Source organism: Vibrio sp. QJM3NY_21 (genome assembly GCF_057785975.1).
In genome coordinates this window covers 1,754,319-1,780,063 of the sequence record NZ_CM173514.1, presented here as the reverse complement: position 1 = coordinate 1,780,063, position 25,745 = coordinate 1,754,319, and the positions used below count along the sequence as shown (strand labels likewise).

The window sequence follows — 25,745 nt, the reverse complement described above, 5'->3', positions numbered from 1 at the left end:
TTCTAGCTTATTGAAAAATCGACCTAGAAACAGGTTTCCACCCATTTGGTCACCTGATGTTCGTCATCGCTGATAGCAATGTAGCGCCATTTGTCGAAGGTTAAACACGGGTGTGAGGTCGAGAAAGCAATCATGTCGCCCACTTCAATTTCAGAAGAACCATCGGTTTCAACAAAGGTATGTTGATCCATCACGGCAGTAGAGGTTAAGCCTTTCACTGAGATAGCTTCGCCATTGCGATAGCCACGCTCAGCAATTGGTAAGCCTGCATCAAAGGCCACATCACGCTTGCCTAGCCCAACCACTAATTTGGTCGGCTCTGGACGAGAGATTACATACGCCCATACCTCAAGTGCCGATTCTAAATCACCACCCAATTCGCACGCGTAGCCTTGGTTTACTTGGGCGCGTTGCAACACCTTGCTTTGTGCGTCTAGGTAAATACCTGTGTCGTGAATGGCATAACAGCCCGGGCGGATGATCGCCAAGTAATCAGTTAGGTTCGCCAAGCATTCTGCCACCACATCATACCAAGCAGAACCTGCGCCAGTGATGATAGGTTGTCCTGCAATTAGGCCATCTGATGCAAGGCTTTCGACCGAAGTGAGCGCCTGATTTAAGAAGGTACGAATATCTTGTTCTGCATTGTCACCGTGAATCACACCTTCATACACCTCAATACCTGCCAGCGAAAGGGCTGGTGTGTCTTGGATGGTTTGAGCCAGTTCTAGAACTTCTTGCGGTGACCGACAACCACAACGACCACCCGGTACACCAAACTCGATCAGTACTTTTAGCGTCTGCTTTGTATTGGCGAAATATTGGTTAAGTTGCTGCACGTTTACTGATGAATCCACACAACAATAGAAATCGACATCAAACTCGCGAATAAGTTGTTCGATGATCGCCATGTTGGTTTTACCTACCAATTGGTTGGCCATGATGATTCGTTTCGCACCCGCCATTGCGGCAACTTCTGCCTGTGCAGGCGTTGCTACTGTTATGCCCCAAGCGCCATTTTCTAGCTGTTGGCGGAAAAAAGCAGGAGTCATGGAGGTTTTGCCGTGTGGCGACAATTTAACCTGGTGATGATCAGCGAAAGATTGCATCCAATTTAGGTTATTGGTCAATGCCGATTGTTTGATAACTGCAACCGGAAGTGAAACATCTTCATCAACCAGTCGATAAATACCGTTCTCAGATTGTGATATTGCTCTCCCTTTTTGGCCTTTTTCAGTCAAGACAAAACTATCGTTTTGATACTTTATAACATCTTTTTGTGCCGAGTTATGTTTCATTGCTGATTCCTAACATGATTTAAGTTGTTGTTATTTAATGTTTAAATATATCCACAATCTGTTTTGTGGTAGAAACTATCACACAAATTAAAATATTATGTGTGTTTTGTCACTGAAAATAATCGGCTGAATTTCTAATATAGCTCCATCAACACAGTGGATTGAGAGAGTGAAAAATGTTGTTCGATACGATAATCAAAAATGTAGAGGTGTTTGACGGCACCGGCGAACAATCGTTTTGTGCCGATGTAGCAATCCGAGATGGAAAAATAGCCGAAATTGGTCAAATCGATCACGAAGATTGTGGCCAGTTGGTTGAGGGAGCAGGCTTAGCATTGGCTCCTGGTTTTATCGATGTACACACACATGACGATACCAATGTAATTCGTTACCCAGACTGCCTGCCTAAGATCAGCCAAGGTGTCACAACCGTGATTGTTGGCAACTGCGGCATCAGCGCATCGCCAACGGTTTTGGCGGGCGATCCACCTGACCCAATGAATCTTTTGGGCGCGCAGGCTGATTTCAAATACCCAACCTTTACCGCGTATGCACAAGCGGTGGAGCAAGCGCAACCAGCGGTGAATGTAGCAGCCTTAGTTGGCCACACCACACTACGTAACCAAGTGATGGACGACCTGCAACGCACTGCAAGCGAAGATGAAATCGCAGCGATGCAAACCAACCTTGATTTGGCGATGGAGCAAGGCGCATTAGGTTTGAGCTCGGGTTTGGCTTACGCAAGCGCGAAACAAGCGAATGCCAACGAAGTAATGCAGTTAGCGAAAGTGCTTTCTAGTCACGGCGGCATCTATACCACGCATATGCGTACCGAATTTGAAGAGATCTTAAGCGCGATGGAAGAGGCGTTTGAGACAGGACAATACGCGAAAGTGCCTGTTGTTATTTCACACCTTAAATGTGCAGGTGCGGGCAACTGGGGCAGAACTGTTGAAGTTCTTGATTTGATGGACAAGGTTTCTGAGCACCAAGATGTGTCTTGCGACTGCTACCCATACTCAGCGAGCTCTTCGACATTAGATTTGAAACAAGTGACCGACGATTTCGACATCTTCATCACTTGGTCTGAAGCAAAACCAGAACACGCAGGCAAAACGCTGAAGCAGATTGCTGATGAAATGAATCTACCCCTGATGGACGCAGCTAAAGCGCTTCAACCAGCGGGCGCGGTTTATCACTGCATGGATGAGAACGACGTAAAGCGCGTATTGAAGTACAAACTGACCATGGTGGGTTCAGACGGTTTACCTAATGACCCGCATCCACACCCAAGATTGTGGGGCTCTTTCCCGAAAGTACTAGGTCACTATTGCCGAGATGAAAAACTGTTCTCGTTGCCAGAAGCGATTCACAAGATGACCGGAATGTCGGCTCAGCGTTACAACTTAGCCGGCCGAGGCGAAGTTCGCTGTGGTGCTTTTGCCGATTTAGTTTTATTTGATCCAAAGAATATTAAAGACACAGCAACATTTGAAAATCCTATTTCAGTTGCACAAGGAATAGAAAGTGTATTTGTAAATGGTGAGTTAACTTACCAGCAAGGAAAAGTAAGAAATAATCGTTCAGGCGTTTTTATTTACCGAAACTAGAATTTAAATTATTTATTAAATTCAGGTGGCTATAAAAACGGCGAATTAATTTAAATATATTGGAATAGAAATTGTTTTATCTGGAAAGCCAATATTATCTATAAATAAGTGGAGTTAAAAAATGACTATTAAACGTTACGGTGTTGAAGGCGGTACAGGTACAGGCGGACAACATTTACCATTTGCACGTGCAACTGAAGCAGGTGGTTTCCTATACGTTTCTGGCCAGACACCGATGACAGATGGTGAAGTGGTTGAGGGTGGTATTGTTGACCAGTCTCGCCTAGCGATCCAAAACTGTGTCGATATCATGACTGAAGCGGGCTACGGCCTAGAAGACGTAATGCACGTAAAGGTTGTGCTAACGGATTCTCGTTACTTCCAATCTTTTAATAAGGTATTCAAAGAGTTCTTCGGTGCTAACCCACCGGCTCGTATCTGTATGGTTTGCGACTTAGTTGTAGACGTGAAGGTTGAAGTAGATGTGACTTGCTACCGCGCCGATCGCGGATAGTAATAACCTAATCACAATTACCTACTTAGAGAGTATTAGGGGTTAGTCATCCCTGTTATTATCCTTTAATACTCTCACCCTACATTTATAAAAATTACTTTAATTAAAAAAGATAAAATCAATAAAGTAATTATATGAAATATAAAATGAATGAATCATAAATAAAGTTCAAGAATGAACTCAATATTTCACTGAGAGGTGTCAAATGAACAGCACACTTTTTCTTACAGGCTTCGGCGTGTACGTATTATTTTTAATTTGGTTAGGCTGGTTTGTCTCGCGTAACCAAAAATCTGGCGAAGATTTCTTATTAGGTGGCCGTGGCCTACCTATGTTCTTAGTACTTGGTACAACAGTAGCGACGATGGTTGGTACGGGTTCTAGTATGGGTGCGGTTGGCTTCGGCTACGCAAATGGCTGGGCAGGTGCTCTGTACGGTATTGGTGGTGCGATAGGCATCCTATTACTTGCACTTTGGTTTGCTCCGGTTCGTAAATTGAACTTCATGACCATGAGTGAAGAGCTGGCTTACTATGTTGGCGCTAACCGCATCGTGAAAAACGTTGTAGGTGTACTGATCTTTGTCGCTTCAATTGGTTGGTTAGGCGCGCACATTCTAGGTGGCGGCATGTACTTAGCGTGGATTGCGGACATCGATCTTAACCTAGCGAAAATCATTATTGCCGCGGCATTCACTATTTATGTGGTGATCGGTGGTTACACTGCGGTTGTGTGGACCGATACCATTCAAGCTATCATCCTTTTTGCAGGCTTCATCTTGATGGCTGTCATGTCAGTCGATTACATCGGCGGCATGGATAACCTTTACGCTGCCATGGAGCCTGCTGCTACGAGCTTTTTAGCAATCGATAAACTGGGTCTTCTGCCTGCTGTGTCTCTGGCTGTGGTTATTGGTGTTGGTGTACTAGCGACGCCTTCATTCCGTCAACGTATCTACTCGGGTAAAGACGTATCAACCGTTCGCCGCTCATTTGTTGCATCGGGTGTGTTGTACCTTTTCTTCTCAATCATCCCTGCAATCATTGGTATGGCAGCACATGCCATTGACCCATCATTGGATAATCCGAACTACTCGTTCCCTTATGTTGCAGCAACGGTTCTTCCGGTTGGTGTTGGCATGATTGTTCTTATCGCGGGTCTTTCTGCAACCATGTCGAGCGCAAGTTCAGATGCGATAGCTGGTGTGTCTATCCTACTTCGTGATGTTTACGTGATGTTTACTGGTCGCGTACCAAACAAAGAGTCAATGGTGAACTACTCTCGCTTGGCACTGATTGTGGTGATTGGTTTTGCACTGTTGTTCGCACTGACGTCAAACGACATCATTGGCTACATCACGAAAATGATTTCAACCGTAATGTCGGGCATGTTTGTGTGCGGTATGTTGGGTCGATTCTGGAAGCGTTACAACTGGCAGGGTGCGCTTGCTACGCTAGCGGGTGCATCTGTGGCTTCATTTGTTGTAATGCTAAATGCAGACTACACGGCTTTCTGGGGCAACCCTGTGATTCCTTCTTGTCTAGTGGCTCTAACGGCTGGTGTGCTGGTAAGTCTATGTACTCCGGCTAATCAAGTAACACCAGAAATGGCGAAAGCAATTCTTGATGACGAGCGTGCTCTGATGGAAATGGAATTGTCAGACTCAGGTGTGCTTGAAGAAGAAGCGTCTTCTCAACGTCCTGCAAATCAAACAAGCTAATCTAAAACGCTCCACAGCTAGTTAGTACAACAGATTCAGTACAACAAGTTGTGGAGTGGTTTAGCTAGCTCAGGCTCTACTTCTCGGTAGGGCCTTCTTCCCCATTTATCTCTCTATTTTAGGATCTGCTATGCCTGCATCTTCTAACTTCAATATTGCTTTTTTTGGCGAGTGCATGGTCGAAATCAGCGGCTCTCCATTAACCAAAAAATTCGGCGGTGACACGCTCAATACCGCGCTTTACCTTTCTCGCTTAACCCAACATCAAAACCTTTCTGTGCACTACGCGACAGGTCTTGGTTGCGATGAACTGTCTCAAAATATGATTGATAGCTGGCAGCTAGAGGGTATTCAAACCAATTTCGTTGAACGCATTGCGAACAAGCTTCCTGGACTCTACATGGTCGAAACCGACGAGACAGGCGAGCGACACTTTCACTACTGGCGCAACGATGCGGCAGTAAAGTTCTACTTTCAAATCGATAACTTAAACAAGCAAGCCGATGACTTGAATAAGCTTGAAATCGCTCTGACAGAGAAGCAAGTCGACGCGATCTACATCAGCGGTATCAGCATCGCGATCTTGGATGATGCCTCTCGTAAACGCCTATTCAAAGCCATTAGCGTGTTCTCAAACCAAGGCGGCAAGGTGATTTTTGATAATAACTATCGCCCGCAACTTTGGAGCACTGAACAAGCTCAACATTGGTACGCCAAGTTACTGCCATTGGTAGACATCGCCTTGATTACCGAAGACGACGATCTGCTTGTCTGGGGGAACTCAGAGAGCGTTCAACAACGCTGCCTTCGTTTGGGTTGCCAAGAGATCGTCATCAAACGTGGCTGCGAGCCATGCAAGATTGTTCAAGTTGAACAGGGCAACATTATTGAGAATTATGTCTCAGCAACTCGTGTTTCTAACGTGGTTGATACCTGTGCTGCGGGCGACTCATTCGCTGCGGGTTATTTAGCTGCGCGTCTTACTGGCGAGAGCGCCACCGACGCAGCCGAACTTGGCCATCAACTGGCTTCCATCGTTATTCAATACTCTGGCGCAATCATCCCCGTGAGCGTTATGAGCCAACTGATTAAAAAATAAAATAAAAAGCGGAATTATTATGTCTCAAGAAATGATCAACAAACTTAAGCAATTTAAAGTTATCCCTGTTATCCAAATCAACAAGGTTGAACACGCGATTCCATTGGCAAAAGTGTTGGTAGAAAACGGCCTACCAGTTGCTGAAGTAACATTCCGTACTGAAGCGGCAGCAGATGCGATTCGTGCGATGCGCGATGCGTACCCAGAGATGTGTATCGGTGCCGGCACAGTATTAACGCCAGCCCAGATCGACCTTGCGAAAGAGTCGGGCAGCGAATTCATCGTAGCTCCGGGCCTGAACCCAAATACCGTAAAACGTTGCCAAGAAATCGGCATGCCAATCGTTCCGGGCGTAAACAACCCAAGCCAAGTAGAGCAAGCGCTGGAACTTGGCCTTAACTTCTTGAAGTTCTTCCCTGCAGAAGCGTCTGGCGGCATCAACATGGTGAAATCTCTGTTAGCGCCATACGTTGATGTGTCTTTGATGCCAACGGGCGGTATCGGTAAACACAACGTCAATGACTACCTAGCCGTCGATCGCGTGGTGTGCTGTGGTGGTACTTGGATGGTGTCGCCAAAGATGATCGAGAACGAGCAATGGGATGAGATTGCAGTATTGGTTCGTGAAGCGGTCGCTCTTGTTAACGAGCAATAAGCTTGTGCGCTCATTCGTTTTTTAACAGGCGACAAGCTTTCGAATCAGAGATAACGAGCAACAGCAGTGGCTGATGGTTCTGTTTTGTGAATCGCCTCCGATAAACAAAATAGAACCGTATTTATATAGGAAAACTAATAATGAAAAAAACTATATTATCCCTTTTGATTTCAGGTTCAGTAGTGTCCCCAATGGCGTTAGCAATGGCTCCAAATACCGATCTAAATTTAATGCCGTATCCACAAACGGTCGAGCTGCAAGCTGGACAAGTTAAGGTCGACGGTAACTTCAAGGTTTACATCAAAGGCTTTAATTCTGATCGTGTTGAATACACGGCGAAACGCTTTATTGATCGCCTTGAGCGTCAGACGGGTGTTCCGATTCTAAATTGGCAGGTGGATAGTGCAGACGAAGCGAACCTGATCATAGATATCGACGCAGCGCCAAAGTCTGAAGTACAAAACATCGACTCCGTAGAGTCCTACAAAATTACCACTCAGGGTGACCAAATCACGCTGAGCTCTCCAAGCCCATACGGCACTATTCACGGCATCGAAACCCTTTTACAACTCGTCGAAACTACAGCAACTGGCTACCATATTCCTGCTGTTACGATTGTCGATGAGCCTCGTTTCCGCTGGCGTGGTGTTTCTTACGACACGTCACGTCACTTTATTGAATTCGATGTGCTGATTCGTCAGTTAGACGCGATGGCTTCTGCGAAGATGAACGTGTTCCATTGGCACTTCTGGGACGATCAAGGCATTCGCATTCAAACCGAATCATGGCCGCGTCTGTGGTCTGAAACCGCTGATGGTAATTACTACACCAAAGACCAAGTTCGTTACTTAGTGGAATACGCCCGTAACCTCGGTATTCGTGTGATTCCAGAGGTGTCTCTTCCGGGTCACTCTTCTGCGGTTGCTCATGCATACCCGCGTTTGATGTCTGGCGGTGAAGGGCAAAACTATGAGCAAGAAAGAGGCTGGGGCGTGTTTGAACCGCTCATGGATCCACTGAACCCAGAAGTCTATGAGATGCTAGGTGATGTGTTTGACGAAGTGACCGAGCTGTTCCCTGATGAGTACTTCCACATTGGCGGCGATGAGCCGAATTATGCGCAGTGGAAAAACAGCGAAAAGCATCAACAGTTTATTGAAGAGAACAATATCGATGGCGAGCGTGGTCTGCAGTCTTACCTCAATGTAAAAGTCGAGAAGATGCTCGAAGAGCGCGGTAAGAAGATGACCGGTTGGGATGAAATTTGGCATAAAGATCTGCCGACTTCAATCGTGATTCAAAGCTGGCAAGGGCACGACAGCATTGGTCGTGCGGCGAAAGAGGGCTACCCAGGTATTCTTTCTACGGGTTATTACCTAGATCAACCTCAGCCGACTAGCTACCACTATCGCAATGACCCAATGCCAAGTGGCATCACTGTTGACGATAAGCTGTACAGCGGCGAAAAATTCGTGACGTACGAATGGCAGAAGCCTCGTTCAAAAGGCGGCCCACGAAAGGGAACACTGACTATCATTGAAGCGAAAGACGGTACTTTCCGTGCCTTCAGTGATTATAACGGTAAGTCTCGCGAAGAGATCTTTATCCTTGATTATGTGCCGGGCAAAACCTTTGTTGGTCACTTCGATAACTTCATGTCGTACACCGAGTTCAACCTAAACCTAAATCCAAAGGGTTTTGCAGAAGGCAGTTACCAGTTGGTCGGTAATGTGCGCTGGCCAACCACTGGTGAAGTGATTGCGAGCAGTGATGTTGAAGGCAGCGTGATTCCTGAACCGAATGGTGGTTACCCAGCAGAATTAACGGATAAAGAAAAAGAGCTTATCTTGGGCGGCGAGATCACCATGTGGTTAGAAAACAAAGACAGCTACACCGTTGAAAACTACCTATGGCCACGCAGCTATGCAATTGCAGAACGTTTCTGGTCTGATGCGGAATTGACGGACGAACGCAGCATGTACAAGCGTATGAAAGCGATGGATACATGGTCTGAAGTGTCTGTTGGACTTCGTCATCATGCGGACGCTGACATGCTGTTAAAACGCATTGCAAAAGGGCAGGATATCCACGACCTGCGCGTGCTTGCGAAGTACGCCGAGCCAGCACAATACTATGCGCGCAACTGGGAGAAGTGGAACTCAACTGAACCTAAGGGTACTTTATACAGCCAGTACGAGCGTCTAAATCGCTTTGTTGATGCGCTACCAGTGGAAAGCTACGCCGTGTATGAGATGCAAGATTTGGTCAACGACGTTGCGACGGGTAATCAACAAGCGCTTGAGAAACTTGCTGAGCATTATCAACAAGCAAAAGCGGCTGCACTCGCCGCTGAGACTGTCTTCGCAGGTAATGTGTCTTCGGTAGAGACTGTGGTTGTCGCAGAGAAAACGGCGGAAGTCGCAGACTTGGCGTTAACCTTGATTGCTAAAGCACAAGCGGGTGAAAAAATTCGAGCATCAGATGCGAACGCCTACCAAGTGATATTGTCTGATTCAGCGAAGATCTATGATGAATCGATCATCGCGATTGTTCGCCCGACAGAGCTACTGTTGAAGCAGTTAGCTGAGTAAGCCGTTAACGGATTAGCGAATAAGTCACACGCCAACAAGTGAATCAAAACCGCTCTTTTGGGGCGGTTTTTTAGTTTTAGTTTTTCAATAGTGTGTGAACTCTAAACTCTATGTAAGCGGCTACTTACAATCACCATCACTATCACTATTCTGTAGCGTTAACGTGAATGTCATGCCTTGATCTGGGTTGTTCTTCGCTATCAAGGTGCCTTGCATATCCCGCACATTGTTTGCTGTGATAGCTAAGCCGAGACCTAAACCTTCGCCCATCTTTTTGTTGGTATGAAAGGGTTCGAAAATGGTTTCGAGTTGATCTTCTGACACACCGCAGCCATTATCTTGCACCTTGATGACCACACGTTGCTGATCGGTATGTGCGCTGACAACAATGGTCGCGGGTGTTTGATTTTGAGTTGCATCTACCGCGTTTCTGATTAGGTTGCCAAGCACTTGACGAAGTCGTGCCTCTTCTCCCATCACCATCGAAATATTAGAGGCGACACGCACGCGAATATTGACGTTATCTAATTCGGCTTGGTGAATTCGTAGGGTTTCTTGTAGTGCTTCGGTGAGTGAAACTGGATAGGGCTTCTCAAGTCTTTTAAAGGCGAACGACTTCAATTGACTGGTCATGTTTGCCATTCTGTCAATGAGGCTCATGACTAAGTCCATGTTCGCTTTTAACATCTTGGTTTCGCCTCTTTCCATCAGCAATTGATTACTTGAAAGCAGGGTTTTTAGACCAGTAAGCGGTTGATTCAGCTCATGAGTGATCGCACTCGACATCCGCCCTAATGCGGCAAGTTTGCTTGATTCCACCAATTCTTGCTGCGCATCTTTGAGGTCTTGTGTTCGCTCTTCTACTCGAAGTTGCAGTGTTTTATTGGCGTTTTGTACCGCAATTTCTGCTTTCTTACGCTTACTGATATCAATCACTGTACATAGGTAATAAGGCGTTGAATGCCAAGGGAATGAGCTAATAGAAAATAGCACTGGGAAGTAGCTGCCATCACTGCGCCTTGCCATGGTTTCGACACTGGTGATCTCGGCCAGTTCTTGGTGTTGTTCCAAGTTCTTGAGTAGCTGCAATGTGGTCGAATTCGGATTACCTGCCTCAAATAATTGCCACGCCTTGATATTGCTGATCATTGAATCAGATAGAGAAAAGTAGTTCTTCGCCATCAGGTTGATGTCGTGGATGCGACCGTGTTCATCGATCAGTATTAACCCAACATGGGTTTTATTGATCATTCCAGACAGTCGTTTTTCCGACTCTTCGATGAGCTTTTGGATTCGCAGATTACTGAGTTTTTTCTGATGCCTTTGATAAAGAATAACCAGCAACAGCAGAATGAAAAGACAACCTACTGCGACGCTCCAACTTATCCAACTTGTGGTTTGGTTGAGGCTGGTTAACGGCGTTAGGTAGGTTAAGCGCCAATTCAGGTCGTCTAACTTTATGGATTGAATAAGGTAATCTTTATCTTTCAGTCGCCATACTCGAATGTGGGTTTGGTCATATAGCTCACGCTTTGTAGCGAGCGGTTGTGAAGTAAAATTTTCATTGAACCAATCTGCATTTAATCGGTGATCACTCGATAGAAAAAACTGATCGCGAGGGTTTTGAAACAAGATGGCTTCACCATCGGCAAACCATTGGTCGATCAGTAATGATAAATCAATTTGTACTGCAACAATGCCTACCACATCGGATGCTCGATAAACGGGTGCAGCAATAAAATAATCGGGTGTGACGCCTTTATTTTTGGTTACTAGGGAGATCGCACCGCCTTGCTGGTGGATCTTGGACACAATAGTGCTGGCGCTTTTTTTACTGAGTTTGTTCCTTTCTACGCTAGAAACAAGCAAATCACCGTTTGCGGAAAGTAGATACCATCCTTTGGTGTTAGCCGCTTTGTCTAACTGAATCAGCTGTTTTTTAATGTGTTTTTGGAGGCGAATGTCACCATCAATAAAACGCACGCTGGTTTCATCGTTCGTCACGAGATAAGGCAAATAGTAAAAACGTTTGAGCGTGCGTCTTGCTTCGGCAATGTATCCAAGGAAGCGCTGTTCTGCGTAACGCTGAGCTTGTTCTAGCTTCCATTGGCTTATGCCACTTTTGGTGGTTACCTGAACTAAACCAATCAATAAACAGGCAAACAGGAACAACCAATATCGATTTTTGTTAACCATTCTTGATTAAATCCTTTTTAAATTATTGAGTTGAAAAGCTGCGTTTTATTACCACATGGAAGGTTGAATCTGGAATAAATTGAAGCTAGCAAACATTATAAAACTGTTAAAGGAGTGTTATTCAAAGTGGGAGCTAGCTCCTTTTAGTCTGCGGCTTTTTTACATACCGTAGTCGATATTATTTAGGTGTAAGCGATGGGAAGAGATCATGCAACGTATTGCTTTGATTGAAGATGACGCAATTGTGCGTCAAGCAACCAGCCAATGGTTGCAGTTGGCAGGCTTCGATGTCACCGCATTTGAGATTGGACAAGACGCGTTAGATGCGGTCGTGGAAGGTGATTTTCAGACCATCATTAGCGATGTGCGCTTACCTGATATTGATGGTGTTGAACTGTTAAGTCGCTTTAAAGATTTGGTGCCAGAAGTACCTGTTATCTTGATCACCGGACATGGTGATGTCGATATGGCCGTTAAGGCATTACAGCAAGGCGCGTATGATTTTATAGAAAAGCCGTTCGATCCAGAGCGTTTGTCTCAAACGGTATCGGAAGCGGTAGATAAACATCAAAGTGGTCAAGATAGGATAAATCGTCAAAGCTATTTGGATAACCTGAAGGGCATTGAACAAGTTCTGATTGGCCGCAGCAGAGTGATGTGTGCATTACGAGAACAAATACAAAAAGTCGCTTCAATTGATACCAACGTGATCATTTATGGTGAAACTGGCTGTGGGAAAGAGCTCGTTGCCTCTTGTTTACATAAATTTAGTCAGCGTAAACCTCATCCTTTTGTGCCACTAAACTGTGGTGCGATTCCAGAGAATCTATTTGAAAGCGAGCTGTTTGGTCATGAAGCCGGGGCATTTACTGGTGCTGCTAAACGACGCATTGGTAAGCTTGAATTTGCCGACAAAGGTACGGTCTTTCTTGACGAAATAGAAAGTATGCCGTTGTCGATGCAAGTCAAAGTGCTACGTACTTTACAAGACAATGTTGTTGAGCGTGTCGGTGGTAATCAACAGCAACATGTTGATTTAAGAATAGTTTCAGCTTCGAAATGCGACCTTTTAAATCATCCGGACTTTCGCCAAGATCTTTTCTATCGTTTGAACGTTGCTCAACTGCATTTACCTCCCCTTAGTGAACGAGAAGACGATGCTCTTATCCTTTTTGAAAACTTCACTCAAGAAGCGAACAGCGAAACCCGAGCGGCCAGTGAAGCCGATCGCTATGCCTTGTTGTCGTATGCATGGCCGGGCAATGTGCGTGAACTGCGTAATGTTGCGATTCGTTTTGCGCTGGATGAAAGCCTGACTGTTGGGGATATTTTGGCGTGTCGTCCTAATTCTGTCACAGAGTCCACAACGGCAGGCATCCCGTTGGCGGTTCAAGTGCAGAGCTTTGAACGGAAAGTGATTCATGATGCGCTAGTGCGGTATCAGGGACGCATCAATGACGTGATGCAAGACTTGGATTTACCTCGTCGAACATTGAACCAAAAGATGGTGCGTTATGGGTTGAATCGAAGTGACTACGTCGATTCTCAATGATCGGTTTGACAGTCGTGTTTATTGGATATTGATGAGCAATAAATGGCTCATCGTATATTTATCACTTTATAAACATTGATCACACAAATATAACATGATGTGACCTGACCACCTTTAAGGGGATGTTAACTGCGGCTTTGGATAAGCAAAAAATAGCTTACTCATTAGTAGTGAAATAAGCAGAAAATGGCTTACTTTAGGTGGCTTTTAAAATAAATTATAATAAAAACAGTAGTTTAAAAATTGGCATTGTGCTTGCTATCTAGTGATTATTGTTAATAAAAATATAACGTGAATAACCCTACATGGAGAGTAACAATGAAATACAACAAGCTAGTTAAAACTTTAGCGATAGCAATGGCTTCTCTTGGCTTTATCAGTAATGCGTCAGCTGAAGAAGATCGCAGCTATATTTTAGCGACGGCCTCAACGGGTGGTACTTACTATCCGGTAGGTGTGGCCTTAGCGACATTGAGTAAAGTTAAGCTTGCGCCTAAGCAGCACTTTTCTTTAGCGGCTATCAGCTCTGCGGGCTCGGGTGAGAACGTAAAGTTGTTGAACGAGAACGAAGCTCAGTTCGCTATTCTACAAGGTTTGTATGGTGCTTGGGCTTGGCAGGGTTTAGGGCCATATGAGAAATCTGGCAGACAAACTCAACTGCGTTCAGTTTCCATGTTATGGCAAAACGTAGAACACTTTATTGTGCGTTCAGATCTAGCAAAAACAGGTACGGTAAGCGATCTAGAGAACCTAAACGGTAAGAAATTCTCTATCGGTAAGAAGAACTCTGGGACTGAAAACTCAGGTCGTCAAATCATGCAAGGCTTATCCGTGGACCCAGAACAATTTAAACTCGCCTTTATGGGTTACGGTGGCAGTGCGAGCGCATTACAAAATGGCACAATTGATGGTATGAACACGCCTGCTGGTGTTCCTGTTGGTGCGGTGACGCAAGCCTTTGCAGCACTGGGTGAAGATATTCAAATCTTGTCGTTTACCGATGCACAAATCAAACAAGCGAATGGTGATTACAATATTTGGACCAAGTATGAGATCCCAGCAAACACTTATCCAGGTGTCGATAAACCAATTACTACGATTGCCCAACCTAACTTCCTAGCGGTTCGTGAAGACATTTCTGAAGAAGATGTGTATCAACTGACCAAAGCTATCTATGAAAACCTACCTTTCCTACAAGGTATCCACAAAGCAACCAAAGCAATGGCACTTGAGAAAGGGATCGCAGGCCTTCCTGTTCCGCTTCACCCAGGTGCTGCTCGTTACTATAAAGAAGTGGGCATAGAAATCCCTTCTGAGTTGATCGTCGACTAACCCTTTGTCTTCGATTAGCCATTTATCTTTAACTCGCTATTTGGCGTGAACTGAATATTCGCGTTAATTAATTGCTTGGTGCGTTTTCATCTGTTTCGGATACTTTGTCTGATTTGACCGTCTCCGTCTTGTTCGATTATTTGAAGTGAAAACGCACCACCTTACTTTATGGATTTTCTCTGCGCGTTTGGCTGTGGAGAGCTGGAGTTTTCTATGAGCGATTCGCTGCAGCAGGAACTGAAAAAATTCGAATTGCCTACCCGAACAGATTTCCCTTGGGTAGGCAAAGCAATAACGACAATGGGAGTGATACTCTCCCTCCTACATATTTGGTTTAATACCTTATCTACCTTGCCAGAGCTTTGGGTTTCGGCGACGCATTTCGCTGGTTTCGCAATCATTTGCGCACTTTGGTATCCCGCCCATGTATCGCTTAAAAAAAGCAAAATAGCATTAGCTATCGATATTGGGATTGCCTTGGCTGCTTTAGCTTGCCTTATCTATATTCCCTTTGCCGAAGATGCGTTGTATGACCGAGGCGTAAAATTTATCGCCAGTGATTGGTTTTTCTCTATCTTGGCGATTGCCATCGTCATTGAGCTGATTAGACGCACTATGGGCTGGTTCATTCCAGTGCTTATCTTAGTGTGTTTAAGCTATGTAGTGCTTTGGGGACAATGGACCAGCGGTATTTTTCATTTTCCGGGTTTAAGCCTTGAGACGTTACTTTATCGAAGCTTTTATTCATCAGAAGGGATGTTTGGTTCGATCTCAAGAATCAGTTGGACCTTCGTGTTCATGTTCATCCTATTTGGCGCATTTTTAGTTCGATCTGGTGTCGGCGACTACATTATTGATGTATCCCGTGCCGCGGCGGGCAAAGTGATTGGTGGCCCTGGTTTCATTGCCGTTATTGGCTCCGGCTTGATGGGCTCTGTCTCTGGGTCGAGCGTAGCAAACACAGTATCGACGGGCGTGATCAGTATTCCCTTGATGCAAAAGGCAGGTTTCCCTTCGCGTTTCGCGGCAGGTGTTGAAGCGGCTGCATCTACTGGCGGGCAGCTGATGCCACCTGTGATGGGTGCGGGCGCGTTCATCATGGCCTCTTACACGCAGATCCCTTATGTCGATATTATTGCGGTTTCCTTTGTTCCTGCGCTTATCTACTTTTTGTCTGTGGCCTTTTTCGTACGTATTGAAGCGAAGCGTAGTGGTGTACAAAAGGTGACCTCTGGCTGTGAACCTTTGTTAAAGGTATTGCTGTCGGGTTGGCACAACCTGATCCCATTGGCCGTGTTAGTGACTTTGCTCGTTCAAGGCTTTACGCCGACTTACGCTGCGGGTATTTCGATTCTTTCTGTGGTGGTGGCATCATGGTTCTCTAAAAATCACAAAATGGGACCGAAAGCGATCATTGAAGCTTTGTCTCAAGGCGCAAAAAACATGGCGACAACGGCTGTGTTATTAGTTGGTATTGGTCTAGTTGTTAATGTCATTAGCACTACGGGAATTGGTAACACCTTCTCTTTGATGATCAACAGCTGGGCGAATGGCGAGTTACTGGTGATGATTGCGTTGATCGCACTGGCGTCTTTGATTCTGGGTATGGGGTTACCAGTAACGGCGGCTTATATTGTGTTGGGAACATTGTCTGCTCCTGCCTTGTATAAATTGATTGCTGAAAGTCAGTTGCTCGACTTGTTGGTGTCAGGGCAGCTTCCTGAGCAAGCTAAAGCCATCTTTATGTTGGCTGCGCCAGATAAGCTTGATCTATTGAACGCACCGATGGCGTTGGAAACGGCGAAAGAGATGATTGCGTTGGTTCCTGCTGATTTTGTGGAAACTCTGCTTGAACAGAGCCTTGGCTTAGAAGCAATCAGTCTCGCACTGCTTTCGGCTCACTTAATTATTTTCTGGTTATCGCAAGACAGCAACGTGACTCCGCCTGTTTGTTTAACTGCATTTGCGGCTGCAACCATTGCTAAAACACCCCCGATGAGAACAGGCTTAATGGCATGGAAGATCGCCAAAGGCTTGTATTTAGTACCATTGTTGATTGCCTACACTAACTTGGTAAGTTGGGATGTGACCTCCGTTTTAGTCACGGGTGGCTTTGCTGTTATTGGTACTTACGCGTTTATCGCGGCGATTGAAGGTTATCTAGAGAGCGAAGTTAATATTATGACTCGAGTAGTGTTGGTTGCGATAGGTATAGCTCTAGTATGGCCTGATGTTTCAGTCGTGATCCGTTTGGTATGTGTTGCCATTTTTGTTGGCATCTTTATCTACAGCGGTCGTAAATACGATGCTAATCAAGTGAAAAAGGAATCAGAAAGTGAGGAAAAAAAGTCACCTCAAACCGGGTCTAACACTGTCGCGTCTTCCCTATAATTAAAGGATTGAATGTAGGAATATTATGAACTCAACATACGACTATATTATTGTTGGTGGTGGCATTGTTGGCGTGTCTACTGCATGGCAATTACAACAAGCTCACCCTGATAAAAGTATCCTTTTAGTCGAGAAGGAACATGGCTTTGCGCAGCACCAAACTGGCCATAACAGTGGTGTGATTCATGCTGGCGTTTACTACGCTCCGGGCAGTTTAAAGGCCGATTTTTGTAAGCGTGGCGTAGAGCGCACCATCGCCTTTTGCAGCCAACACGATATTCCTGTCGAAAACTGCGGTAAGTTGTTGGTCGCGACCAATGAGCAGGAAGTGGAGCGCATGAACGCGCTCTATCAGCGTTGTCATGATAACGACATTGATGTCGATTTGTTGGACCAAGCGCAACTGAAACTTGCCGAGCCTAACATCACGGGCTTGGGCGCGATTTATGTCAAAACCACCAGTATCGTCGACTACAAAAAAGTCACCGAAGTGATGGCTCAAGAGTTTGTTGAAGCGGGTGGCAAGCTCAGTCTAGGCACTGAAGTGATTCTAGCCGATGAGCAAGAAGATGAAGTGCAGTTAACGTGCAAAGTAGATGGTCAAACTCTACAACTGAACAGCCGATTCTTGATCACGTGCTCTGGTTTGATGGCCGACAGAATGACCAGCATGCTTGGCATTGAAACTGACTTCCAAATCGTCCCTTATCGCGGTGAATATTATCAGTTGGATGCTAAACACAACCAAGTGGTGAATCATCTTATCTACCCGATCCCTGACCCAGAACTGCCTTTCTTGGGCGTGCATTTAACACGTATGATCGATGGTTCGGTGACGGTAGGGCCAAATGCAGTTCAAGGCTGGAAGCGAGAAGGTTATGGCAAGCTTAACTTTAGTTTCAAGGATACTTGGCAGATGCTGAGCTTTGCGGGCTTTTGGAAGGTGACTGCGAATAATCTGAAAACCGGTTTGGTCGAGTTTAAGAACTCGTGGTGGAAACCGGGCTATCTAAAGCTAGTGAATAAATATTGCCCGAGTATTACGGTGTCAGATTTCAAACCTTACCCAGCAGGCATTCGTGCCCAAGCGGTACTCAAAGATGGCACCTTGGTTCATGATTTTCTGTTTGCCGAAAGCCCAAGAAGCTTGCATGTATGTAACGCGCCATCGCCGGCAGCGACTTCGGCAATGCCGATTGGTGAGTATATTTGTGGCAAGGTGATGAAAAAGACGGCTTGATGGTAACTGAAGATCATTGATCGAACTTTTCTCCGAAGATGATAAAAAATCCGCCAGCTCCATTCTATTTAGGATTAAACTGGCGGATTTTTAGTTTTAGCCATGTTTGCTCGGGTTCGTTGTTAGTAAGCAACTAACCTTAAAGTTAATCAGGAACGAAGGTTGCGACGATGGTGACACCGTTAAAGTTACGGTAGCCGCGCACCATGATGTTGAATTCACCGGCTGGTTTGTTCAATACACACTGTTCGTTGCTGCTATTTTGGTATGGACGACAATCGTAGCTCGCTTTCGATACAGTGCCATCGTGTTTCACGTATAGGTCGGCATCGCCACTACGAGGGCCGGTTAATGCTACCGTTAACTGACCTGCACTTTGAGTCGTAAATGTGAAGAATTGCTTTTCACCATATCCTGCAGTAAGTCCTTCAATAGGGACGTCGTTTTGCAGCTCTTTAGGGCCTGCAACAGGCGAATCAAGACTGGTTTCTACAAGGTAAGCAATCGCCAGTTTAGCGAACTTGGTCGCGTGTGTCGCCGTAGGATCGGAGTTCTCAAGCGTGTCGTGCTGGGTATGAATACTTGGGTTGTAATCATTGAACATGCTCTCGAATGGCATGGCAGCTGGGTAGCCAACATTGTGCCAAGAGGCGTGGTCAGAACAGGCATAGCCGCAATCATCGAAACCGTAACTGATGTCGCTAGCGTAAGTGTCGATCAGCTCGCTCAAGTAGGCGGTTAAGTTACTGTCGGTATAGTCTGTGATGAAGGTGATATCGTGTGCTGAACCGTTGTAGTTGGTCATGTCTAATTGCAGTACCGACACGACGTTTGCTTGCTCGTCTCGTAATGCGTTGGCGACATCTTGTGAACCGCGCAGCCCCACTTCTTCTGCAGCATAGCCATAGAACTTGATGGTTTTGTCTGGTTGAATGCCACTGGCGATCATCAGGCGAAGCGACTCAGTTACGGTCGCAATACCAGAGGCATCATCATCGGCCCCCGGTGAGATGGTGCCTTCGCTTGTCCAAGAACCAACAGTCGAATCAAGGTGTCCGCCAACAACGACGATTTCTTCAGGATATTTAGCGCCGAGTAGCGTCACTTCAACGGATTTTTGTGGATATTCGGCATGCGTGATCTGGCGTGCAGATGCGTACGGTACATCTTTAATCTCGGTTTCCCAACGCTCTAAAAGCCAATCTGAAGCAGCGACACCAGTAGAAGTAGTATAAAAACGGTTGGTGAAGTTGGTTAGATTTTCAATGGTCGTGACCATGTTGTTCGGCTCGACCTGAGCGAGTAGATCGTTCACTGTGTCTTGATGGCTGATCACCGGCTTTTCGAAGGTGTTCATTGTCAGTGGCATCGCTGCGGCTTTGAGTGCACTTGCTTTATCTTCGTGCACCATGTAGCCACCACAACGGTGGGTTTCTTCATGCATGTGGCTGGATAGTTTCGCCAGCTCTTTCTGGTTGATTTTCGCGACGATGGAATGCTTGTTTCCGGTCATGCTTGGATAAACTGTTGCGCCATGTTGAGTCATTATATGCTGTGCGTCAGCATCGGTGGTGATCCAAACTTCTTCGTTCGCTGGTGGTGTGATGCCTAGGGATGCGTAAGCCGAAGTACTGTTGATTAAGGCTAAAGAACCTCCGAGTACAGCCAAAGCTAGCATGCTTTTTTGAATAGCCATTTGTCGTCCTTTTTATGGTGAGTATTGTTATGTTGATGGGGGTGATTTTTGTGTATTACGTGGATGCTTTGTGTAGATGTTTCATTTTCTAAACAGATAACCGCGAAAAGGGCCCCTTTCGGAGCCCTGAATTTACTATCGATTATTGTGTTTTAATGAAACGGTAGTGCTTGGTTTCTGAACAGATATCGCTTGAGGTACACACTTGGTACTCAACATCTACTGTGCCGTTGTGACGGAACTTATCGACGTATGAGTTGAAGTCTGTAGCACCGACATTCTTGCCATTACGCTTAATCACAAAGTAGTCGTTTGTGTCGTAATCCCATGCCAGCTTAACGCGAGCCTTACCGTTCGGGTTTTTGTTACCAAACTTCAGTTTTAGTGGGAAGCCTTCCGCTGAGTCACCTTCAATCGTAATCGACTTGCTTGTTGATGTTGCAACACCTGCATCGTCAGTCACGGTTAGAGTCACTACGTAGTCGCCAGCTTCAGCGTAGGTATAACGAGTCACTTCACCGGTTTGTGTGTTGCCATCGCCAAGGTTCCATTGGTAAGAGACGATCTGACCATCGCTGTCCGAACTTGTGCTGCGCAGTTCGACTTCTTTGCCGACAATGATGTGTTCGAAAGAAGAGACTGGCGGTACGTTAGCATTGCCTGATTCGTATGATGCTTTCAGATTTGCACCTGCGTAATCTGAGTAACCCAGAATGTTCACCGTGTAGCGACCAGCTGTTGGGTTTTCAATCACACATACTTCATCGGTTACGCTTTCACTCTTACAGATATTCTCTTGAGAGCTTGGCGCATAATCTAGACCGACATACATATCCGGATCACCAGTAGAGACAGCAAGATCAATCGTTAGCTTATCTTGGCCTTCTGGTACTTCGATATCGAAGTAAGTTTTTGAGCCTGTTTCACCAGCAACTGCGGATTCAACACCGTTTTCAAGGCGTTGATATTCCGGTTCTGGCGGCAGTGGTGGTTCTGCACATGGGGTAACACCCACGAGAGCGAACGCAGAAACAACGTCATCGGCATTGTAGCCAAGGTCGTTTGCTGAGTTTTTCACGCCACAAGCACCCTGCCAGAAGTCACTGTTTTCCGACCAGTAGATTTGGTTAGATAGCACGAAAAGCTCGAACGCTTTTTTAGTATCCCAGCCTTGTGTGGTTGCAAGGTGGTAGAAGGCCTTGTTGAATACACCAGAGCTGTAGTGCACGTTTAAGCCATCGTAATACTCAGATGCGTTGTTGATTGAAGAACCATCTCGTGATGGATCGTCCATGTAACGTAGAGCGCCGTCGCCTTTAAATATATTACGGCCGACCATCCAGTCGTTGGTGCCTTTCATGTAGTATTCTGCCGCTTCACCTGCCATATCAGAGAAAGCTTCGTTCATACCGCCGGATTGGTTTGCGTAAACCAAACCTGAGTTTTGTTCAGTGAAACCGTGGCTCACTTCGTGCGCTGACACATCTAGGCTTACAAGTGGGTAGAAGAAGCTTTCACCATCGCCAAAGGTCATTGCCTTGCCATCCCAGAATGCGTTCTCGTAGTTGTTACCGTAGTGAACACGCATCATGAGTTTGAAAGAGAGTGGCGCAGTGTCGAACCAGTTCTTATACATGTCGAATACGATGTTACCGAAATAGTGCGCATCGTTGAGTGGTGAGAATGCGCCGTTGACTTCTTTGTACTCGTTACGAGGACATTCGTAGCTGTAAGTGGTGTCGCCGTCTGTCGCACCATTTAGGTCAACGGTAACGACATTTTCAGACTCCATCACACACTCTGTGCCATTTTCTACCACATCAAGGTAGTGGTAGTCGGTGCCGTATTCGTACATGCCTGTTTTTTCGTTGCCACCGGGGCCTGTACCGATCTGTGCGTGAGCAATACCTTCCCAGCGGTCGATAACTTCGCCGGTGTGCGCGTCTAGCATGGTGAATGGTCGAGTCGGCTGTTCGCTGCCTTCGACAAGATAAGAGATAACGTACACTAGGCGTGTTTTATCTGCACCTTGTGAGCCAATGCCTTGTTTATCAGCTCCTTGCTTAGATGCGCCCTGATAAATAAACAGCTCATGTTGTACGTTGTCTAAAGATTTGCTGGTTAAGCCCTGAACCTTGAGATCTTTACTCGCAAGCTCAACCGCTTGAGAGCTGTTGATCGATGGCTTAACAAAAGATCGCTCTAGGGTCGTCGTTTTAAGGTAGTTGCCTTGAACAGACTTAAGTGCGCCACCTTGTACACTTTGGGTGGCATTTAGGTAATGTCCCCATACTGGTGTTCCCCAGATGTTCTGTTGGATCTTAACTTTGTAGATACCACGCTTTTTGAGGTTAACTTCCTTCACCATCTTAAAGCTAGAGGCGTTACTGACGCCTAACTGAGTATTCAACCCAGAAAAGCTAGTAAAGTTGATCGGTTGATCGATGTTAACGGATTCACTTGCATGTACTGATAAAGACATAGCACTCGCTATAGCAACGGCAACTAAACGCTTTTTCATTTTCATTGTTATTTTCTCTTTCCATGTAAAATTCATGAAAACGTAACAAAATTATCACAACGAATTTACATCATTCGATCTGATTAATTAGTAGCATGGCAATGATCTATTTTATTCATGAAACTTATATTTCTCGTATTTACAGATAGTTATCGTTTCTGTTTATTTTTGAACGCACTCATAGGTTTTATTTATAAAATCATGACAATTTTATTAGGTGTTGTTTTTTATTGGAAATTAAGATTTCTAGGTAAATTGATCTGTGCCTCAATTAGCGGGCTCTGGGTTGATAGAAGGATCAACGATTTGGAAGTGTCATTTTGAGCGAAAGACTATTAAGCGAGTTTAAAGGCAATTTTGATAAGAAATTGACGATTTTGGGGCTTATTTTCTGAATTGTTAGTTACAAGAGAGTTAGTCAAATGGGGCTTTATTTGGCACAGAGCACAAAAGCTGCTGGATGAAAAAAGCCAGCGACGAGGTCACTGGCTTAGATTAACTTAGTTTGTGCAGGCTACTGATTAAAGGTACGTAACTAATACACTTAGCTATGGTTTGCGACTAAAGCGAATTACTGCTTTTTACCGCCAACCTGAACGTAGTCGATACCGATAATACGGTTGATGATACCTAGCACAGAGCTTGTATCAGAGTTTGTTGAACGAATAGTATCAACCGTTGCACCTTCAGGTACTAATTCCATTGCACGATCTTGTGTGTTACCAGGAACTTGGAAACCAACAATGTTGAAGCTCTCAGCGTGCGCTGTGTAAACTTCTTCGTTGTGGCTGATACCTGAACAACCTGCTAGAGAGACAATGCCTAAAACAACTAATAACTTTTTCATAAAAATACCTTAAGAATGATTGGAATTTAGATAGTAAGCCTATGGCTTGAACTGCTAGCAAAGCGCGAGTTAACGAGTAACGGGTTGCTTTGCTACTACTCAGCAGTGCTGTGATGACAAGCCATAAACGACAGTGCCATGATTATCTAGACTCATAAGTTCATTGGGAGACAGCATCTCCCGACCGATGTTGAACATTATTCCAGAGGTGTTTTGTAGTTACTGTATGGGTTTGTCAGCTGAAGCATTACATAGCTGAATGGTTATGGTGAATACCGCACCCTTTAAGGATTGGCTCTGACTAACTTCCACGGTTGCGTTGTGTTGAGCACAGATCTTCTCGACGATAGACAGCCCTAAACCATGGCCGCTCTTGGCTTTGTTACGCGCTTTGTCGCCAACGTAAAACGGTTCAAACAGGCGAGCCTGATGTTCTTGAGCCACACCATCACCGTCATCATGTACCGCAATCTGTAGTTGTTCTTGATGCACGTTGGCTTCAATCAACACTTGAGAGCGTGCAAATTTCATGGCGTTGCGTACAAGGTTATCTAGGGCGCGGTTCAGCAGTATTTCATCCGCCAGTATTGAGCTAGGCTGCTCTGGCAGTGATAGGTCAATGTTGAGCTCAGTGTCTTTGCTCCAGCGTGCCAATGCGTGATTAAGAAAGTCTCTTATCTCTAGTGGCTGTTGTAGGTTTTCAAGGTCAATGCTATCGAGCTTGGCGTAACACAATAGTTCGTCGACCATCTTTTCCATCTCTTCGGTATCTTCGACAATACTTTCTACGGTGCTTTGTTGTGCCTCGTTGAGTGGCGTGTCCTTGAGCATTTCAGCTTGCCATTGGATACGGAATATTGGCGTGCGCAGTTCATGAGCGACCGCATTGGTGAGCGAGCGGTTACTCTCAATTAAGCGATGAATGCGGTCAGCCATTAGGTTGAAGGATTTATTGAGTGAGCCGATGGCAATGCCGCTTGACGTTTCGGCTCGCGCGGAGAGATCGCCTTCTGCAAAGCGTAGAGTGGCAGATTCAAGCTTTTTAACTCGACGGAATATAATCATCAGATGGCATAAGCCGTACAAGATAAAGCTTGCTAGGAAGAACAACCAAATGAGGTCATCCTCCAACTCTATCTTTTGCCTAACGAACGCTTCACTGTTGGGTAGGTAATGATAGGTATTGTCACTGCTTGCTAAGCGAAACCATAGGTCACGTTCATCATCGTGAAAGATAAAGCTATTCGGGTGAGTACTGAAAAATCTCGAAACTGGTTCCGGTATTTCATCATTTGGACTGAAAGTGACGAGTGTATTTCGAGTGGTCTCTACAAACTGACTTATCGCTTGATGAGCCGCTTCAAGTCCCTGATTCTTTGCGATGTTTTCTATGAGTTGCTGGTGGGCAGTCGCTTCGTAATCTTCCAGTACATATTCGTAGTCGGTATTGAGCTGATAGACGCAAATCTCGTAGGCGACAAGGCCGGCCATAAAGCAAACTAACAACCCTAATAGGGATTCCAAATAGATACGTCGCATAATCGATCTCTTTCATTACGCTCGTAGTGAGCGAAGTTAATGCCAGGCGGTTGAAACAAATAGGTAGCCTTTGCCGCGGATGGTCTGAATTTTCTCTGCTGGCGCGTGGTCGTCACCGAGTATCTTTCTTAGACGCACGACCTTGTTATCAATCGTTCGGTCGATCCCATCGTACTCAATGCCGCGCAGTGTTTGCGTCAAATAGTCACGTGATAGCGGAGTATCAGGGTTGCTCGCTAATAACCAAAGTAGGTCAAACTCACTGTCAGTAAGTGATAAAACCGCACCTGAAAGTTCACACTTCTTATAAGTGTTTTTCAGAACGAGTTGATCAAACTGAAGGTTGTCTGAGTCATCGACTGAAGCGGTATTGGCGTCTTGGCGGCGTAATAGAGAACGAACTCTGGCCAGCAGAACTCTTGGTTTGATTGGCTTGGTGACATAGTCATCAGCCCCTGTCTCTAAACCAGCGACGTGATCAAAGTCGTCATCGCTAGCGGTGAGCATCAAGATTTTACCTTTATAGTGTGTACGCGTCTGTCGGCAGATTGTAAGCCCATCAGTTACAGGAAGCATCAAATCCAGCAGTACGATATCAGGTTGTTCCGCGAGGATGGTCTGCGCGGCATTACCGCCGTCACCTAGCACAGTGACGTCAAAATCTTGCGCGACAAAGTAGTCTTGCAACATTTTCTGAAGTTTCAAATCGTCTTCCACGATGATCATTTTAGGTTTTGTCATTCCATTATCAGCCTTGTCGTGCGTTTCTCGTATTGAGATTACGTGAGGGTGCCTTATCTAGTGGTTAGCTATTGTGGCATCTCCAATTTGCATGCTTTACGTAAAATACCTGACGTGAATGATTAAACACTTTCTACGCCAGTTCAATGATGATTTTGAATTTATGCGAAAATAAAAAACAATGTTCAAAAAGGTATACATTC

General features: G+C 45.4%; 17 protein-coding genes. 10 read left to right on the top strand and 7 right to left on the bottom strand.

Going from position 1 to position 25,745, the window contains the following annotated elements; genetic code table 11:
• Positions 1–23 precede the first annotated feature (23 nt).
• Positions 24–1,298 (bottom strand): amino acid deaminase, encoded by a 1,275-nt coding sequence (locus AC3CID_RS23235; protein WP_488527585.1) that lies wholly within the window; start codon positions 1,296–1,298, stop codon positions 24–26.
• 176 nt (positions 1,299–1,474) lie between these two features.
• Between AC3CID_RS23235 and AC3CID_RS23230 the strand changes: the two genes are divergently transcribed.
• The 6 genes from AC3CID_RS23230 to AC3CID_RS23205 all read left to right on the top strand — a co-directional run bounded on the left by AC3CID_RS23230 (position 1,475) and on the right by AC3CID_RS23205 (position 9,487).
• Entirely contained in the window at positions 1,475–2,908 is a 1,434-nt protein-coding gene (locus AC3CID_RS23230; protein ID WP_488527584.1) for an N-acyl-D-amino-acid deacylase family protein, read from the top strand.
• Between the two features lie 121 nt (positions 2,909–3,029).
• The gene (locus AC3CID_RS23225; protein WP_004732497.1) at positions 3,030–3,422 is read left to right on the top strand and encodes a RidA family protein; all 393 of its coding nucleotides are present in this window, start codon (positions 3,030–3,032) and stop codon (positions 3,420–3,422) included.
• Positions 3,423–3,627: 205 nt separating this feature from the next.
• On the top strand, positions 3,628–5,142 hold the full coding sequence (locus AC3CID_RS23220) for a sodium:solute symporter family protein (RefSeq protein WP_114634457.1): 1,515 nt from the start codon (positions 3,628–3,630) through the stop codon (positions 5,140–5,142).
• Between the two features lie 130 nt (positions 5,143–5,272).
• Entirely contained in the window at positions 5,273–6,241 is a 969-nt protein-coding gene (locus AC3CID_RS23215; RefSeq protein ID WP_488527583.1) for a sugar kinase, read from the top strand.
• Between the two features lie 19 nt (positions 6,242–6,260).
• Complete coding sequence (locus AC3CID_RS23210) at positions 6,261–6,896, top strand: bifunctional 4-hydroxy-2-oxoglutarate aldolase/2-dehydro-3-deoxy-phosphogluconate aldolase (protein ID WP_017084927.1); 636 nt, start codon at positions 6,261–6,263, stop codon at positions 6,894–6,896.
• 140 nt (positions 6,897–7,036) lie between these two features.
• Positions 7,037–9,487, top strand: coding sequence for a family 20 glycosylhydrolase (locus AC3CID_RS23205; protein ID WP_488527582.1), 2,451 nt, complete (start codon positions 7,037–7,039; stop codon positions 9,485–9,487).
• 120 nt (positions 9,488–9,607) lie between these two features.
• Here the strand turns inward: AC3CID_RS23205 and AC3CID_RS23200 are convergent, their stop codons facing one another.
• Positions 9,608–11,683 carry a sensor histidine kinase gene (locus AC3CID_RS23200; protein ID WP_488527581.1) on the bottom strand — a complete coding sequence of 692 codons (2,076 nt, stop codon included), beginning with the start codon at positions 11,681–11,683 and terminating at the stop codon, positions 9,608–9,610.
• A gap of 208 nt (positions 11,684–11,891) precedes the next feature.
• Here AC3CID_RS23200 and AC3CID_RS23195 point away from each other — a divergent pair, with 208 nt between their 5' ends.
• The 4 genes from AC3CID_RS23195 (at position 11,892) to lhgO (ending at position 18,198) form a co-directional block, all read left to right on the top strand.
• Positions 11,892–13,235, top strand: coding sequence for a sigma-54-dependent transcriptional regulator (locus tag AC3CID_RS23195; RefSeq protein WP_488527580.1), 1,344 nt, complete (start codon positions 11,892–11,894; stop codon positions 13,233–13,235).
• A gap of 318 nt (positions 13,236–13,553) precedes the next feature.
• Positions 13,554–14,567 (top strand): TAXI family TRAP transporter solute-binding subunit, encoded by a 1,014-nt coding sequence (locus AC3CID_RS23190; protein ID WP_488527579.1) that lies wholly within the window; start codon positions 13,554–13,556, stop codon positions 14,565–14,567.
• Positions 14,568–14,780: 213 nt separating this feature from the next.
• A complete protein-coding gene (locus AC3CID_RS23185; protein ID WP_488527578.1) occupies positions 14,781–16,958 on the top strand; it encodes a TRAP transporter permease in 2,178 nt (725 codons plus the stop codon).
• A 25-nt stretch (positions 16,959–16,983) separates the two neighbouring features.
• Positions 16,984–18,198 (top strand): L-2-hydroxyglutarate oxidase, encoded by a 1,215-nt coding sequence (gene lhgO / locus AC3CID_RS23180; RefSeq protein ID WP_488527577.1) that lies wholly within the window; start codon positions 16,984–16,986, stop codon positions 18,196–18,198.
• A gap of 145 nt (positions 18,199–18,343) precedes the next feature.
• Here the strand turns inward: lhgO and AC3CID_RS23175 are convergent, their stop codons facing one another.
• The 5 genes from AC3CID_RS23175 to AC3CID_RS23155 form a co-directional block, all read right to left on the bottom strand.
• Positions 18,344–19,894 carry a M28 family metallopeptidase gene (locus tag AC3CID_RS23175; protein ID WP_488527576.1) on the bottom strand — a complete coding sequence of 517 codons (1,551 nt, stop codon included), beginning with the start codon at positions 19,892–19,894 and terminating at the stop codon, positions 18,344–18,346.
• A 142-nt stretch (positions 19,895–20,036) separates the two neighbouring features.
• Complete coding sequence (locus AC3CID_RS23170; protein WP_488527575.1) at positions 20,037–22,421, bottom strand: M4 family metallopeptidase; 2,385 nt, start codon at positions 22,419–22,421, stop codon at positions 20,037–20,039.
• Positions 22,422–22,986: 565 nt separating this feature from the next.
• Positions 22,987–23,262, bottom strand: a complete 276-nt coding sequence (locus tag AC3CID_RS23165) for a hypothetical protein (RefSeq protein WP_017065177.1) — start codon at positions 23,260–23,262, stop codon at positions 22,987–22,989.
• 219 nt (positions 23,263–23,481) lie between these two features.
• A complete protein-coding gene (locus tag AC3CID_RS23160; protein ID WP_488527574.1) occupies positions 23,482–24,801 on the bottom strand; it encodes a sensor histidine kinase in 1,320 nt (439 codons plus the stop codon).
• A gap of 36 nt (positions 24,802–24,837) precedes the next feature.
• A complete protein-coding gene (locus AC3CID_RS23155) occupies positions 24,838–25,542 on the bottom strand; it encodes a response regulator (protein WP_017075673.1) in 705 nt (234 codons plus the stop codon).
• Between the last annotated feature and the right edge of the window lie 203 nt (positions 25,543–25,745).